The following is a 12,662-nucleotide window of genomic DNA, read 5'->3' as shown; positions in this document are numbered from 1 at the left end:
AATTGGGGAAAAAACGAACGAATAGCGAAAAATTGCGTTGAATTAAGAACATTCCGCAAGGGTTTAATAACACAGGAATTAAAGAAGAGCACGGCGGCTGCCGTGCTCTGAGAGGGAATTAATGCTCGCGCGTTTTGCGGAACTGAACGTCAGGATAACGTTCCTGCGTCAGGTTCAGGTTCACCATGGTCGGGGCGATATAGGTCAAATTATCGCCGCCATCCAGCGCCAGCTGAACTTCGTTTTTACGCTTAAATTCTTCAAATTTCTTCACGTCTGAACACTCAACCCAGCGCGCGGTCGCCACGTTCACCGATTCGTAAATCGCTTCCACGTTGTACTCGCTCTTAAGACGGGCAACCACCACGTCAAACTGAAGCACACCCACCGCGCCCACGATCAGATCGTTGTTGGCGATTGGGCGGAACACCTGTACAGCCCCCTCTTCGGAAAGCTGAACCAGCCCTTTCAGCAGCTGCTTCTGCTTCAGCGGATCGCGCAGGCGAATGCGGCGGAACAGTTCCGGCGCGAAGTTCGGGATACCGGTGAACTTCATCATTTCGCCCTGCGTGAAGGTATCGCCAATCTGAATGGTACCGTGGTTGTGCAAACCAATAATATCGCCCGGATAGGCTTCTTCCACGTGCGAACGGTCGCCCGCCATGAAGGTCAGCGCGTCGGAGATCACTACGTCTTTGCCGATACGCACCTGACGCAGCTTCATGCCCTTCTCGTATTTACCGGACACTACGCGCATAAAGGCGACGCGGTCGCGGTGTTTCGGGTCCATGTTGGCCTGAATTTTAAAGACGAAGCCGGAGAACTTCTCTTCCTTCGCTTCGACTTCACGGGTATCGGTTTTACGCGGCATCGGCTGCGGGGCCCACTCAACCAGACCGTCGAGCATATGGTCAACGCCGAAGTTGCCGAGGGCGGTACCGAAGAAGACCGGGGTAATTTCGCCGCTCAGGAACAGCTCTCTGTCGAACTCGTGAGAGGCGCCTTGCACCAGCTCCAGCTCATCGCGCAGCTGGGCGGCCAGCTCTTCACCGACGGCGGCGTCCAGCTCCGGGTTGTCCAGACCTTTTACGATGCGGACTTCCTGAATGGTGTGGCCCTTACCGGTCTGGTACAGGTAGGTTTCGTCTTTATAGAGGTGATAAACCCCTTTGAACAGCTTGCCGCAGCCAATCGGCCAGGTGATGGGCGCGCAGGCGATCTTCAGCTCGTTTTCCACTTCATCCATCAGCTCCATCGGGTCACGGATGTCACGGTCAAGTTTGTTCATAAAGGTGAGGATCGGCGTATCGCGCAGACGGGTCACTTCCATCAGCTTGCGGGTACGATCTTCAACACCTTTCGCGGCGTCGATCACCATCAGGCAGCAGTCCACCGCCGTCAGGGTACGGTAGGTATCTTCGGAGAAGTCTTCGTGCCCCGGGGTGTCCAGCAGGTTCACCAGGCAGTCGTGATACGGGAACTGCATCACGGAGGTGGTAATCGAAATACCACGCTGCTTTTCCATCTCCATCCAGTCAGATTTTGCATGCTGGCTGGAGCCACGGCCTTTAACGGTACCCGCGGTCTGGATCGCCTGTCCGAACAGCAACACCTTCTCGGTGATGGTCGTTTTACCGGCATCCGGGTGCGAGATAATGGCAAAAGTGCGGCGTTTGGCCACCTCTTGCAGATAAGGAGACAACGTCATAATCAATTCTTCTTAGGTAGGCGCGGCAGCAGGCCGCGCATCATGGAATACGAAAAATGCGGCTATTTTACCCATCAACAGGGGGCAGGCAATCATTGTTTACACAGGAGCTGCTCCAGTTCGTTCAATGACGTGACGGTCCAGGTCGGCTTGATGCCTTCCGGCAGCTCGCGACAATGCGCGTTCAGCCAGACGGTCGACAGACCCGATCTCATACCCCCAAGAATATCAGATTCTGCGGTATCGCCCACCATTAGCACGCGATCGCGGTCAGGATTGCCAGCCTGCGCCAGCGCATAATCGAAAATACGCGGATCCGGCTTCGGTACGCCCACCTGCTCGGAGATCACCAGCGCGTCGAAATGATCGCGCAGGCCGGTACGCTCAAGGCGGATCTGCTGAAGCGCGGTAAAACCGTTGGTGATGATCCCAAGCTTCACCTTTCCTTTCAGCGAATTCAAAAGGGAAACGGCGCCGGGCAGCGGCGCGCAGATATCCGCCATCGCATTCAGGAACGCCTCGTTCAGCGCCCCTGGACTGACTTTTAACCGCTCCGCCCACGCGTCAAAACGCTGATGCTGAAGCTGTAACGCGGTGATGGCTCCGTTCTGGTAGTCCACCCACAGCGGTTTATTCACCGCCTGATAGTCCTGAAAATCTTCAGCGGTGAAGGTCACGCTATAATCGAGAAACATCCGCTGTAGGCCGCCGAACGAGTCAAACGTAAACAGCGTTTCGTCGGCATCAAAGAAAATCCAGTCCCATTTCATCGTTACAACCTTATTTTCGTTATCCAATCGGCAGAGCCATGATAATGGCGTCTTCACGTCCCTCTGCGGTGGGGTAGTAGTTACGGCGGATGGTCGCCTCGTTAAAGCCTAAGCTTTCATAAAGTGCGATGGCGGCGACATTAGACGCGCGCACCTCCAGCCACAGAGTGAAAACGTCACGGGTTTCCAGCTCACGAATGAGGTGCTCAAGCAGTTCTCTGCCCAGCCCGCGGCGCTGGAAAGCGGGATCGACCGCGATATTAAACAGCGTCGCTTCGTCCAGAACAACCTGCGTAATGGCAAACGCGGCCAGGGTGCCGTCCACGTCCAGGCGCAGATTTAAATAGCGTTCGCCCTGATTGCTGGCAAACGTCTTTTCGCTCCACGGAAAGGCATGGGCGCGGGTTTCAATCGCGAACGCGGTGGTCAGGTCAGCCGTCGTGAGGGAAGAAATCGTGTTCATATTCACAAATTTGTTGCCATAGCGCGCTACGCGCCTTTGGGTTGGCTTTCAGTTCGTCCAGCGCTGGCGAGCTGATCTGGCTGCCTTCAAGGGGTAGCTCATCCACCGCCCCGATTCGCCAGCTGTTACAGCGGCTGTCAGGGGGAAGCATCGCGACGCTTTCGGGCGCCAGCTGTAATACCTGATCGTTTGTCACCTTCAGGCTGCGAAGGACATCTTCAATCAGGGGTTCATTCAGGGCAGGCGGCGCGTCTGCCACCATCACCAGGCGGACATGCGCAGGGATGGAGATGGCTATTTCGCCCCGCAACGCCGTCGGGCGACGCAAAGCCCACTGGGTGATGCCCAGCTGCTGCAACTGCCAGTCTCGTCGGGATGTCATAGCGAAAACTCCTGTCTCTCAGGCGCGCAAATATAGCAAATGTGTCGAAACTGCGCCATCTACCTACTATAATCCCCGCCTGAGTTTATTGAGGAACAATTCATGTCTGCATTTACCCCGGCAAGTGAAGTCTTGCTGCGTCACAGTGATGATTTCGAAGAAAGCCGTATTCTGTTTGCCGGAGATATGCAGGATGACCTGCCCGCGCGTTTCGACTGTGCTGAAAGCCGTGCCCACACCCAGTACTACCACCACTGGCAGGTGCTGAGCCGCCAGATGGGCGAGCGCGCGCGCTTTAGCCTGGTGGCGGAGCAGAGCGATATTGCTGACTGCGATACGTTCATTTACTACTGGCCGAAGAACAAACCGGAAGCCCAGTTCCAGCTGATGAACCTGCTTTCTCTGCTGCCGGTCGGCTGCGATATTTTCGTCGTCGGTGAGAACCGCAGCGGAGTGCGTAGCGCAGAGCAAATGCTCGAAGCCTACGCGCCGCTGACGAAAATCGACAGCGCCCGTCGCTGCGGCCTGTATCATGGCCGTCTGGACAAACAGACAACCTTTGATGCCAACGCCTTCTGGGACGAGTATCAGCTCGACGGCCTCACCATCAAAACGCTGCCGGGTGTATTCAGCCGTGACGCGCTTGATACGGGCAGCAAGCTGCTGCTGTCCACCCTGACGCCGCACACCAAAGGCAAGGTGCTGGACGTTGGCTGTGGCGCGGGCGTGCTGTCAACGGTTCTCGCCAGCCACTCGCCGAAGGTGCGTTTAACCCTGTGTGACGTGAGCGCTCCGGCGGTGGAAGCCAGCCGCGCCACGCTTGCGGCGAACGGTATTGAAGGCGACGTTATTGCCAGCAACGTCTTCTCCGACGTGACCGGTCGCTTTGATATGATCATCTCTAACCCGCCGTTCCACGACGGTATGGAAACCAGCCTTGAAGCGGCGCAAACGCTGATCCGTGGCGCAACCCGTCACCTTAACAGCGGCGGCGAGCTGCGTATCGTGGCGAACGCCTTCCTGGCCTATCCGAAAGTGCTGGATGAAACCTTCGGCTTCCACGAGGTGATCGCCCAGACGGGCCGCTTTAAGGTGTATCGCACCGTAATGACGCGCCAGGCGAAAAAGTAATCCCCGCCTTTGTCCGGCGATGGCTGACGCTGCCATCGCCCATTTTTGCAGCAATCAAAACAACGTGCGCAATTTTCTGTTGACGTAAAGCTGAAAACATCTAGAATGCGCCTCCGTGGTTACGATACTTTTACAGTGTCGATGGTATGCGAAGGTGGCGGAATTGGTAGACGCGCTAGCTTCAGGTGTTAGTGTCCTTACGGACGTGGGGGTTCAAGTCCCCCCCCTCGCACCATAAATCACGTTGATATTGCTCGCACTGGGCGAAGGTGGCGGAATTGGTAGACGCGCTAGCTTCAGGTGTTAGTGTCCTTAGGATGTGGGGGTTCGAGTCCCCCCCCTCGCACCAACGAGGCGATATCAAACCAGTAAGATGACTGTGCGAAGGTGGCGGAATTGGTAGACGCGCTAGCTTCAGGTGTTAGTGTCCTTACGGACGTGGGGGTTCAAGTCCCCCCCCTCGCACCAATTATCTTACATCTTCCCGGCAGTACCTCTCGTTTTCCCGGCTATTTCAGACTCATCAAAATCACCAGTATTCCACTGACCAGCGCAACGCAAGACGGCAGCAGCACGTAATGCCGAAGCTGTTTATGCCAGATCATCGCCGACGTCACCAGCAGCCCTGAAACAATGATCGCCTTCCAGACGTCAATGGAGAGATCGGCAAACGTCAGGCCGCCAAGGATGACACCAGGCAGTAAAATCCCCCACCCACTTCCCAGCGCTTTGCTCAACATGGTTTATCCTCTCACACTGATAATGATAACCAATATCATATGATAATAATTATCACCTGTCAGCATGCGCGGGCACAAATTGCTTCTACATTCGCTTTCCAATAATGACAGAGAATGTGTAAGGTGATAAATTGCACACCTGTTAACTTTCTATAAAGTTTTTCTGATAATAAGAATTCAATTTCCTTGCATCCATAACGAATAAATAACGCCTGGCGCATTGTTTTAATTGAGTTTTAATAAAAACGCACGCATATGACATCACAATCCTGGCTGTCTTTGGTCAACAAGAAATATCAGTTATCTTTACGTTTATTTTTATTTCTGAATGCCGCCTCAGCGCTGTTCTCGATAACAAACCCGCTCTATTCCGTGCGCGTGTTATCGGTGCCCCTGGTTGCCGTATTGACTATCAGCACCGGCTTACTCATCTGGCACTGGAAAAACAGCGCGCGGAAAATAAATATTCCTGCGGTTTCCGCGATTTTCGGCTTTTTATGGGCCTGGCAGATCGTGTCTAAATTTTTAGTTATCACGCACGATCGCGCGCCGTTTTTAATGATGGCGCTTTTAACGGTGCTTTTTATAGGGGCTCTGGCGTTTGCCAGTAATATCAAAGCATTTACGCTACATTCATTACCCGCGTTTATTATCTGCCTGTGGTTAAGCCCTGCCGAAAACTGGCTGAGAATGACCTATTTCTTCGCGCTGCCTATGGTCGCCATTGGCATTCATCACGTGATCCAGCGGCGCAACGACCGTTTCGCTCAGGAGCTGCTCTCCGAGCTGCTGGAGGAGCGTGAAACCCTGACCGATCTCAGCATGATGGACCCGCTGACCGGCTTGTATAACCGTCGTGGGCTGCAAAGCCGGCTGGAGAATCTCCCCACGCCCGACGGCGGCGAGCACTTCGTGCTGCTGATGGATATCGACCATTTCAAAGCCTATAACGACCATTACGGCCATATGATGGGCGATCAGGCGTTGATCCGCGTCTCGGCAGCGATCCGCGATGCCGTGCGTTCACGCGACGTGGTCGCCCGGTTTGGCGGGGAAGAATTTATGGTTCTGTTGAGTAACATTCCGCTGGAGCAAGCACGCCAGACGGCAGAACGCATACGCCAGAAAGTTTACGATCTTAAAATCCCCCATATGTTCAACGAAAGCGTCGCCACTAACGTGACCATCAGCATTGGCATTGCCATGTACGAAGGTGAAGACGTTGAGGGTGCGCTGGCGAAAGCCGATAAAGCCCTCTATGAAGCCAAACACATGGGACGCAACAGCATTCTGATGAGCGAAGAGCTGCATACCGCCTGACCCCCCTCACAGAGCCAGGATAAATCTCTTGCGCTCGGTTTTATCTATAGTTAGGATTGGCAATCATTATCATTTAGATTTGTAATCCACACTATGGCGACTCGTACTGCACACATCGTTGAGCCCCTGCTCTGGCGCGCTCCACTCTCCGCCGGGGAGACGACGCTTGCCGACGCCATTCGGGAAAAAATCGCCGTAACGCGCGCCCATCTGCTGGATTTCATCAAGCTGGATGAAGCCCCCCCGCATCACGCTCTGACGCTGTCCCAGTGGCAGCGTCCTGCCGAGCTGCGCTCTCTGCTGGCGGCCTATTCCGATCATATCTACCGTAATCAGCCTACGCTTGCGCGGGAAAACAAACCGCTGCTTTCCCTCTGGGCTCAGTGGTACATCGGGCTGATGGTGCCGCCGATCATGCTGGCGTTGTTGACCCAGGAAACCATGCTCGATCTCTCTTCGGAGCATTTCCACGTCGAATTTCATGAGACCGGGCGTGCCGCCTGTTTCTGGATTGACGTGCATGAGGATCGCAGCGCGATGCACCTGTCTGCGCAGGCGCGTATGGAATCGCTGATTACGCGCGCGCTGGTTCCGGTGGTGGATGCCCTGGAAGCGACGGGAGAGATTAACGGCAAACTGATCTGGAGTAATACCGGATATCTTATCCACTGGTATTTGACGGAGATGAAGCCGCTGCTCGGCGACGAAAAAGTGGATGCGCTGCGTCAGAGCTGTTTCTTTGCCAAACAGCTTTCAGATGGACGGGATAACCCTCTTTACCGCACCGTCGTACCGCGTGAAGGACTTCTGGTGCGTCGTACCTGCTGCCAGCGCTACCGTCTGCCGGACGTGCAACAGTGCGGCGATTGTACGCTTAAGTAGTTTGGCCCGGCCTGTTGCCCTCACCCACGGGGGAGAAGCAACAAACACTAAAAACGGCAACCTGCGTTGCCGTTTTGCTTTTACCTACGCTATCTGCTGATTTTCCTCTTCCCCGTTACGCTGTGCTTCTTCCGCTTCCTGCTGAAGCAGCTGCTTCTCGTACACCTTGAAGAACGGGAAATAGATAATGGCGGAAACGCAGGCCAGGACCAGCACCAGAATGGCGGCGCGGAAATCCCAACCCAGCGCCCAGGCCGCACCAACCGGAGCCGGCGCCGTCCACGGCACCACGGAAATCACGCGGCCAATCAGATCAAACTTCATCGCTGCCCATGCCAGCACGGCGTTGACCATTGGCGCCAGCAGGAAAGGAATAAAGAACACCGGGTTCATCACAATCGGCGTGCCAAAAATCACCGGTTCATTGATGTTGAATATGCTCGGCACCACGCTGAGGCGGCCAATCGAACGCAGGTGCGCGGAGCGGCTGCGCAGGTAGCAGAACACCAGCCCCATCGTCGCGCCGGACCCACCGATAACGATAAAGAACGTCCAGAAGGCCTCCATAAAGATGTGTGGCAAAGGCAGGCTCGCCGCCAGTGCGGTCTGGTTCGCCCCCAGGTTGGTCAGCCAGAACATTTGCAGCATCCCGGAGACAATCGCTGCGCCGTGGATCCCGGCAAACCACAGCAGGTGGCCAATCAGCACCGCCAGCAGGATGGCAGGCAGCGAGTCAGCCGCAGAGACCAGCGGCTTAAAGATCGACATAATGGCCTGCGGGATCAGCATGCCGAACTGCGACTGGATCAGCAGGCTCAGCGGATAAAGCGTCAACACCACAACCAGTACCGGGATCAGCAGGTCAAACGAGTTTTTGATCATCGGCGGAACCTGGTCCGGCAGGCGGATCCCGATGTTGTGTGCCTTCAGAAAACGCATCATCTCAACGCAATAAATCGCCACCAGAATCGCGGTGAAAATCCCGGTCCCTCCCAGGCTATCGACTGGCAAAGCGCCTTTGGTTTTAGGGGCCGCCACCAGCAGAAACGCCATTAGCGACAGCATGGCGCACATGAACGGATCCAGCTGATGGGTTTTAACGTAATGTTTGCCCAGGTTGTAGGCGATAGCCGCACAGATATAAAGGGACATCACGCCCATCGTCATATCAAACGGCGTCAGAATTTGTCCTTCAAACTGCTTCGCCATATCCAGCCAGGCGCGGGCAAAACCCCAGGTGGTATCAGGCGAAAAAGGAGGATAAGCGAACACTAATAAAAACGAACCCACGATCATAAACGGCATCGCCGAGATGAACCCGTCGCGAATCGCCATCACATGACGCTGAGAAGAGATCCGCCCGGCAACGGGGCTGACGTAATTCTCAACGAAGCGGAAAATCAGATTAAATGCAGCATGGTTGGCAGACATAGCAGATCTCCTGTCAGACGTTCGTTTCGGACGTTCTCACGTCACACGTTGTTCCATAATTCAGCGTCACAACCTTGCCGGATCGTGTACCCGCGGTACTGCTCAAACGGAATGGTTTCATAATTAGCTCTTATTATTAGATACAGGGGAAGTTACACCCTCAGTATTAATCTCTGCATCACGCTCTGCAACCGGTTACTGTAACCGGTTTCTGTGAATGTGAAGACGATCCAGAAATCGACCCTGACGAATATTTGTTACTTAAGGGATATTTACAGCGACTAAATTCTTATGACAGATTACGCAGGATATTTGTCAGGAGGAATCAATGAGTTTGCAGTCTGTACAGCAGTTTTTCGCCGAACACGCTCCGGATATAGAGATCATTGAGCTTAATCAAAGCACAGCGACTGTTGCACTTGCTGCTGCCGCGCACAACGTTGAACCCGGCCAGATTGCCAAAACGCTATCACTGAAGATTAAAAATGACGTGATTCTGGTGGTCGCAAAAGGCGATGCGCGTCTTGATAACAAAAAGCTCAAAGAGACATTCGGTGCAAAAGCCCGCATGCTCAGCAGCGATGAGGTCGTCACCCTGACGGGTCATCCTGTGGGCGGCGTCTGCCCTTTCGGGCTGGAAAACCCCCTCTCTGTTTACTGTGACATCACATTAAAACAGTACGCGGAAGTGTTACCCGCAGCGGGTGCCATCCACAGCGCGGTGCGTATCTCGCCCGACAGAATGGCGGAACTGACCGCAGCAAAATGGGTCGATGTCTGTATTTGAACGTTGCGCCAGAAGCACTCTGGCGCACCTCTTAACGCTAAGAGAAGGAAGGAACGGTGAGAGCGGAACGACGCACTTCCCTGACGGGGAGATGCGCCAGGATATCCGCCGCATCCAGTAACCCCACGTCAGAATTGACGCCCAGCTTTACCATTGCGTTAAACTTATGCGCCCGAATGGTTTTAATATTGCGTTCAAGCTGTGCCGCTATTTCAGGGATCGAAAAACCCGATGACATATAGCGCAGTATGGCCCTTTCGGTTGGGCTTAGCATGCGATTCTGGCTCACACACCAGTGACTAAACACGTTGTCATTCACCTGATGTGTTTCGCTGAGCAGTGTCTCCAGCCCCTCCAATAACTGCTTTAGCGGAACCGATTTACTGATGATCCCATGTAAGCGAGAAGGCGAAAGATGGCTGACCAGCCTCGCCTCCATTTCATCAGAAGCCAGCACGATACGCTGGACGTCGCTGTGGGTGAAGGTGAGATCCCGCAAACAGGCCAGACAGTTTCGCCGCTCTTCACGCTCATCAGACAATGAATAAATTACCGCAAAGAATGAGATTTCCGAGAGCGCCGCTTTGAAGCTGTCGAATCTGCTAAACAGATGCACCTGGTAATGGCTCAGGGCAGGCATCGCAAAGAGATGCCTCAGCCCCACAGCGCTCATTGAGCAACTTTCGATGACGGCGATATGTTTTGTTGCAGTGGTCTTTTCCATTCCTCAAACTCTCCATAAGCCGACATTAAACTGAGTTCTCGCATACCCTGAGTACTGCTTATCCACGCGTACATATCGGCATTGCTGCGCAGTGATAAGCGGCGCATTGCACTGTTTTTCTGTGCACTGATCGTCTTATTACTTTTATTCAGCAGCGTGGCTATTTGGTTGATTCCCCAACCTTTACCTAATAAACGCAACACCTTACGTTCAGAGTGGGTGAGCGCGATCGTTTGCTCACTCTCCTCTTCAATATCAGGATTTTCTGGTATTAATAACGTCTGGCTTATTCGCTCGGCACGTTCACTGCCCGCGCGAATAGCGTTAATAACGCCTTCAATCGGTTCCATATCCGAAAGCAGCGTGCTTTCCGGGCGCATAAGCAGCTCTACCGCAAGCGGATAAAGAGGACGCGAGACGAGAAAAATCCAGTGAATATCCCGGTACTGATTCATTAATCCATAATACTGCTCAAGCGTGCCACGCGGATTACGATATTCACCCGAAATATCGGCAATAACGACCCCAGCGCGACGCAGCTGGAGTAGCGTCAACTCCTGCATCGAACGGCAATACGTTATCTCAAAATCGGGAAAATGGCGCGTCATGACGCCCCCTAACCCATTTTGCATTACGGGTACTCTACTGATCACAACTCCGTGTTTACCATTCAATGGCAACATAGACCCTCCATGTCTTTAATACATTAATTTAATAACGTGAAAACCCTACGAGGTTAAACACGCCTGTCTCCCTAAGTACAAAACGGCTTAATACTCGCACTCGCTAAGATATGTCGCTTGGGTTATGAAACGCCCAATACAGGCTTAATATCGCATAAAGACCATAAATATTTAATTAAAAACACCTGAAAATATCGACAATATGAAATTAGAAATACTTAATATATTGTTTATATATGTTCTTCGTTTATATTCATTAAATAAATAAAATACGTTTTCTCTTCCAGACTTCAGACGCGCAGCCAATCGCACAAATCTTGATCTGGCCCAGCACAACGGTCACCGCACTTTGTGTTAAAAGTAAGCAATCTCTCTTCTTTTCAGGGCGTTTCATGCAGGCAGATCGGTCTACGCAGCGTGCCGCAACGCGGCTATGTATTCAGTGCGGGCTTTTCCTCTTACAGCACGGGGCCGAAAGCGCCCTCGTCGAAGAACTTTCCACGCGCCTCGGGCTGGCGCTGGGGATGGACAGCGTGGAGAGTTCCATCTCGTCAAATGCCATTGTGCTGACCACCATTAAGGACGGACAGTGCCTGACCTCCACGCGTAAAAATCACGATCGCGGCATTAACATGCACGTGGTAACGGAAGTGCAGCACATCGTGATCCTCGCCGAACACAAGCTGCTCGATCTCCGGGAGATAGAAAAACGTTTCAACCAAATCAAACCCCTGCGCTATCCGCGCTGGCTGGTTGTTTTGATGGTGGGGCTGTCCTGCGCCTGCTTCTGTAAGCTCAACAACGGCGGGTGGGACGGCGCGGTAGTGACCTTCTTTGCCAGCAGTATCGCGATGTACGTCCGCCAGCTTCTGACCCACAGGCAGCTGCATCCGCAGATTAACTTCTGTATTACGGCCTTTGTGGCGACAACCGTCTCCGGCCTGCTGCTGCGCCAGCCCGTCTTCGCCAGCACGCCTACGGTTGCGATGGCCGCCAGCGTATTGCTGCTGGTGCCGGGTTTTCCCTTAATCAACGCCGTCGCCGATATGTTTAAAGGCCATATCAATACCGGTCTGGCGCGCTGGGCGATAGCCAGCCTGCTGACGCTGGCAACCTGTATCGGAGTGGTCATGGCAATGACGATGTGGGGGTTACGCGGATGGGCGTGATAGATTTTCTGCTCGCACTGTCGCAGGACATGCTCCTGGCAGCCCTTCCCGCCGTTGGATTTGCGATGGTGTTTAACGTCCCACAGCGTGCGTTACCCTGGTGCGCGCTGCTCGGCGCCATTGGCCACGGCTCGCGTATGGTGATGATGACCGCGGGCTTTAATATCGAATGGTCGACGTTTATTGCCGCCATGCTGGTCGGCAGCATCGGTATCCAGTGGTCACGCTGGTATCTGGCACACCCGAAGGTGTTCACCGTGGCGGCAGTCATTCCTATGTTCCCGGGCATTTCGGCCTATACGGCCATGATTTCCGCCGTAAAAATCAGCCACTTTGGCTATAGCGAACCCCAAATGATCCTGCTCCTGAGCAACTTCCTCAAGGCTTCGTCGATTGTGGGCGCGCTCTCAATCGGTCTGTCTATACCCGGATTATGGCTTTACCGTAAACGTCCGCGTGTTTAATAAAATCG

At 53.8% G+C, this 12,662-nt stretch carries 14 protein-coding genes and 3 tRNA genes; 9 read left to right on the top strand and 8 right to left on the bottom strand.

The annotated features are described in order from the left end of the window. Positions 1–118 precede the first annotated feature (118 nt). The 4 genes from prfC to DBR02_RS13915 all read right to left on the bottom strand — a co-directional run bounded on the left by prfC (position 119) and on the right by DBR02_RS13915 (position 3,323). A complete protein-coding gene (gene prfC / locus DBR02_RS13930; RefSeq protein WP_063450728.1) occupies positions 119–1,708 on the bottom strand; it encodes a peptide chain release factor 3 in 1,590 nt (529 codons plus the stop codon). Positions 1,709–1,800: 92 nt separating this feature from the next. After that, entirely contained in the window at positions 1,801–2,478 is a 678-nt protein-coding gene (gene yjjG / locus DBR02_RS13925) for a pyrimidine 5'-nucleotidase (protein ID WP_107534653.1), read from the bottom strand. 19 nt (positions 2,479–2,497) lie between these two features. After that, a complete protein-coding gene (gene rimI, locus DBR02_RS13920) occupies positions 2,498–2,941 on the bottom strand; it encodes a ribosomal protein S18-alanine N-acetyltransferase (RefSeq protein WP_063450730.1) in 444 nt (147 codons plus the stop codon). Beyond that, complete coding sequence (locus DBR02_RS13915; protein WP_063867399.1) at positions 2,910–3,323, bottom strand: DNA polymerase III subunit psi; 414 nt, start codon at positions 3,321–3,323, stop codon at positions 2,910–2,912. Before DBR02_RS13915 ends, rimI begins: the two co-directional genes overlap by 32 nt. A 102-nt stretch (positions 3,324–3,425) precedes the next feature. Here DBR02_RS13915 and rsmC point away from each other — a divergent pair, with 102 nt between their 5' ends. From rsmC to DBR02_RS13895, 4 genes are all read left to right on the top strand, one after another. Continuing rightward, positions 3,426–4,454: a 16S rRNA (guanine(1207)-N(2))-methyltransferase RsmC gene (gene rsmC, locus DBR02_RS13910; RefSeq protein ID WP_107534652.1), complete on the top strand. Its 1,029-nt coding sequence runs from the start codon at positions 3,426–3,428 to the stop codon at positions 4,452–4,454. Between the two features lie 148 nt (positions 4,455–4,602). Next, positions 4,603–4,689, top strand: a tRNA-Leu gene (locus DBR02_RS13905). A gap of 28 nt (positions 4,690–4,717) precedes the next feature. Continuing rightward, positions 4,718–4,803 (top strand) — tRNA-Leu (locus DBR02_RS13900). A 32-nt stretch (positions 4,804–4,835) separates the two neighbouring features. Then, positions 4,836–4,922 (top strand) — tRNA-Leu (locus DBR02_RS13895). A gap of 41 nt (positions 4,923–4,963) precedes the next feature. On the opposite strand, the gene DBR02_RS13890 is transcribed toward DBR02_RS13895, so the two are convergent. Continuing rightward, complete coding sequence (locus DBR02_RS13890) at positions 4,964–5,194, bottom strand: DUF1435 domain-containing protein (RefSeq protein ID WP_063867397.1); 231 nt, start codon at positions 5,192–5,194, stop codon at positions 4,964–4,966. A gap of 255 nt (positions 5,195–5,449) precedes the next feature. Between DBR02_RS13890 and DBR02_RS13885 the strand changes: the two genes are divergently transcribed. Both DBR02_RS13885 and fhuF read left to right on the top strand, forming a co-directional pair. Next, positions 5,450–6,514, top strand: a complete 1,065-nt coding sequence (locus DBR02_RS13885) for a GGDEF domain-containing protein (RefSeq protein WP_063867396.1) — start codon at positions 5,450–5,452, stop codon at positions 6,512–6,514. Between the two features lie 93 nt (positions 6,515–6,607). Further along, a complete protein-coding gene (gene fhuF, locus DBR02_RS13880; RefSeq protein ID WP_107534651.1) occupies positions 6,608–7,396 on the top strand; it encodes a siderophore-iron reductase FhuF in 789 nt (262 codons plus the stop codon). Positions 7,397–7,480: 84 nt separating this feature from the next. Here fhuF and DBR02_RS13875 read toward each other — a convergent pair whose 3' ends face one another. Further along, positions 7,481–8,827 carry a PTS sugar transporter subunit IIC gene (locus DBR02_RS13875; RefSeq protein WP_063450736.1) on the bottom strand — a complete coding sequence of 449 codons (1,347 nt, stop codon included), beginning with the start codon at positions 8,825–8,827 and terminating at the stop codon, positions 7,481–7,483. Between the two features lie 328 nt (positions 8,828–9,155). Between DBR02_RS13875 and DBR02_RS13870 the strand changes: the two genes are divergently transcribed. Then, on the top strand, positions 9,156–9,614 hold the full coding sequence (locus DBR02_RS13870; protein ID WP_003856572.1) for a YbaK/EbsC family protein: 459 nt from the start codon (positions 9,156–9,158) through the stop codon (positions 9,612–9,614). Positions 9,615–9,651: 37 nt separating this feature from the next. Here DBR02_RS13870 and bglJ read toward each other — a convergent pair whose 3' ends face one another. Next, the gene (gene bglJ, locus DBR02_RS13865) at positions 9,652–10,287 is read right to left on the bottom strand and encodes a DNA-binding transcriptional activator BglJ (protein WP_107534650.1); all 636 of its coding nucleotides are present in this window, start codon (positions 10,285–10,287) and stop codon (positions 9,652–9,654) included. Beyond that, positions 10,284–11,021 carry a helix-turn-helix transcriptional regulator gene (locus DBR02_RS13860; RefSeq protein WP_102750110.1) on the bottom strand — a complete coding sequence of 246 codons (738 nt, stop codon included), beginning with the start codon at positions 11,019–11,021 and terminating at the stop codon, positions 10,284–10,286. The genes bglJ and DBR02_RS13860 overlap by 4 nt, the downstream gene beginning before the upstream one ends. 392 nt (positions 11,022–11,413) lie before the next feature. Here DBR02_RS13860 and DBR02_RS13855 point away from each other — a divergent pair, with 392 nt between their 5' ends. Next, positions 11,414–12,190, top strand: a complete 777-nt coding sequence (locus DBR02_RS13855) for a threonine/serine ThrE exporter family protein (protein ID WP_107534649.1) — start codon at positions 11,414–11,416, stop codon at positions 12,188–12,190. After that, positions 12,181–12,654 carry a threonine/serine exporter gene (locus tag DBR02_RS13850; RefSeq protein WP_107534648.1) on the top strand — a complete coding sequence of 158 codons (474 nt, stop codon included), beginning with the start codon at positions 12,181–12,183 and terminating at the stop codon, positions 12,652–12,654. The genes DBR02_RS13855 and DBR02_RS13850 overlap by 10 nt, the downstream gene beginning before the upstream one ends. The last annotated feature ends 8 nt before the right edge of the window (positions 12,655–12,662 follow it).

The organism is Enterobacter cloacae complex sp. (assembly GCF_900322725.1).
GTDB classification, from domain to species: Bacteria; Pseudomonadota; Gammaproteobacteria; order Enterobacterales; family Enterobacteriaceae; genus Enterobacter; species Enterobacter quasihormaechei.
The sequence above is the reverse complement of the archived record's forward strand: the minus strand, read 5'-3'. Positions and strand labels throughout refer to the sequence as shown.

Coding starts and splice junctions, on each gene's coding strand:
- yjjG (WP_107534653.1), bottom strand. CDS start 2,478: ATGAAATGGGACTGGATTTTCTTTGATGCCGACGAAACGCTGTTTACG.
- rsmC (WP_107534652.1), top strand. CDS start 3,426: ATGTCTGCATTTACCCCGGCAAGTGAAGTCTTGCTGCGTCACAGTGAT.
- bglJ (WP_107534650.1), bottom strand. CDS start 10,287: ATGAGCGCTGTGGGGCTGAGGCATCTCTTTGCGATGCCTGCCCTGAGC.
- prfC (WP_063450728.1), bottom strand. CDS start 1,708: ATGACGTTGTCTCCTTATCTGCAAGAGGTGGCCAAACGCCGCACTTTT.
- DBR02_RS13885 (WP_063867396.1), top strand. CDS start 5,450: ATGACATCACAATCCTGGCTGTCTTTGGTCAACAAGAAATATCAGTTA.
- DBR02_RS13870 (WP_003856572.1), top strand. CDS start 9,156: ATGAGTTTGCAGTCTGTACAGCAGTTTTTCGCCGAACACGCTCCGGAT.
- DBR02_RS13875 (WP_063450736.1), bottom strand. CDS start 8,827: ATGTCTGCCAACCATGCTGCATTTAATCTGATTTTCCGCTTCGTTGAG.
- DBR02_RS13890 (WP_063867397.1), bottom strand. CDS start 5,194: ATGTTGAGCAAAGCGCTGGGAAGTGGGTGGGGGATTTTACTGCCTGGT.
- DBR02_RS13850 (WP_107534648.1), top strand. CDS start 12,181: ATGGGCGTGATAGATTTTCTGCTCGCACTGTCGCAGGACATGCTCCTG.
- rimI (WP_063450730.1), bottom strand. CDS start 2,941: ATGAACACGATTTCTTCCCTCACGACGGCTGACCTGACCACCGCGTTC.
- fhuF (WP_107534651.1), top strand. CDS start 6,608: ATGGCGACTCGTACTGCACACATCGTTGAGCCCCTGCTCTGGCGCGCT.
- DBR02_RS13915 (WP_063867399.1), bottom strand. CDS start 3,323: ATGACATCCCGACGAGACTGGCAGTTGCAGCAGCTGGGCATCACCCAG.
- DBR02_RS13860 (WP_102750110.1), bottom strand. CDS start 11,021: ATGTTGCCATTGAATGGTAAACACGGAGTTGTGATCAGTAGAGTACCC.
- DBR02_RS13855 (WP_107534649.1), top strand. CDS start 11,414: ATGCAGGCAGATCGGTCTACGCAGCGTGCCGCAACGCGGCTATGTATT.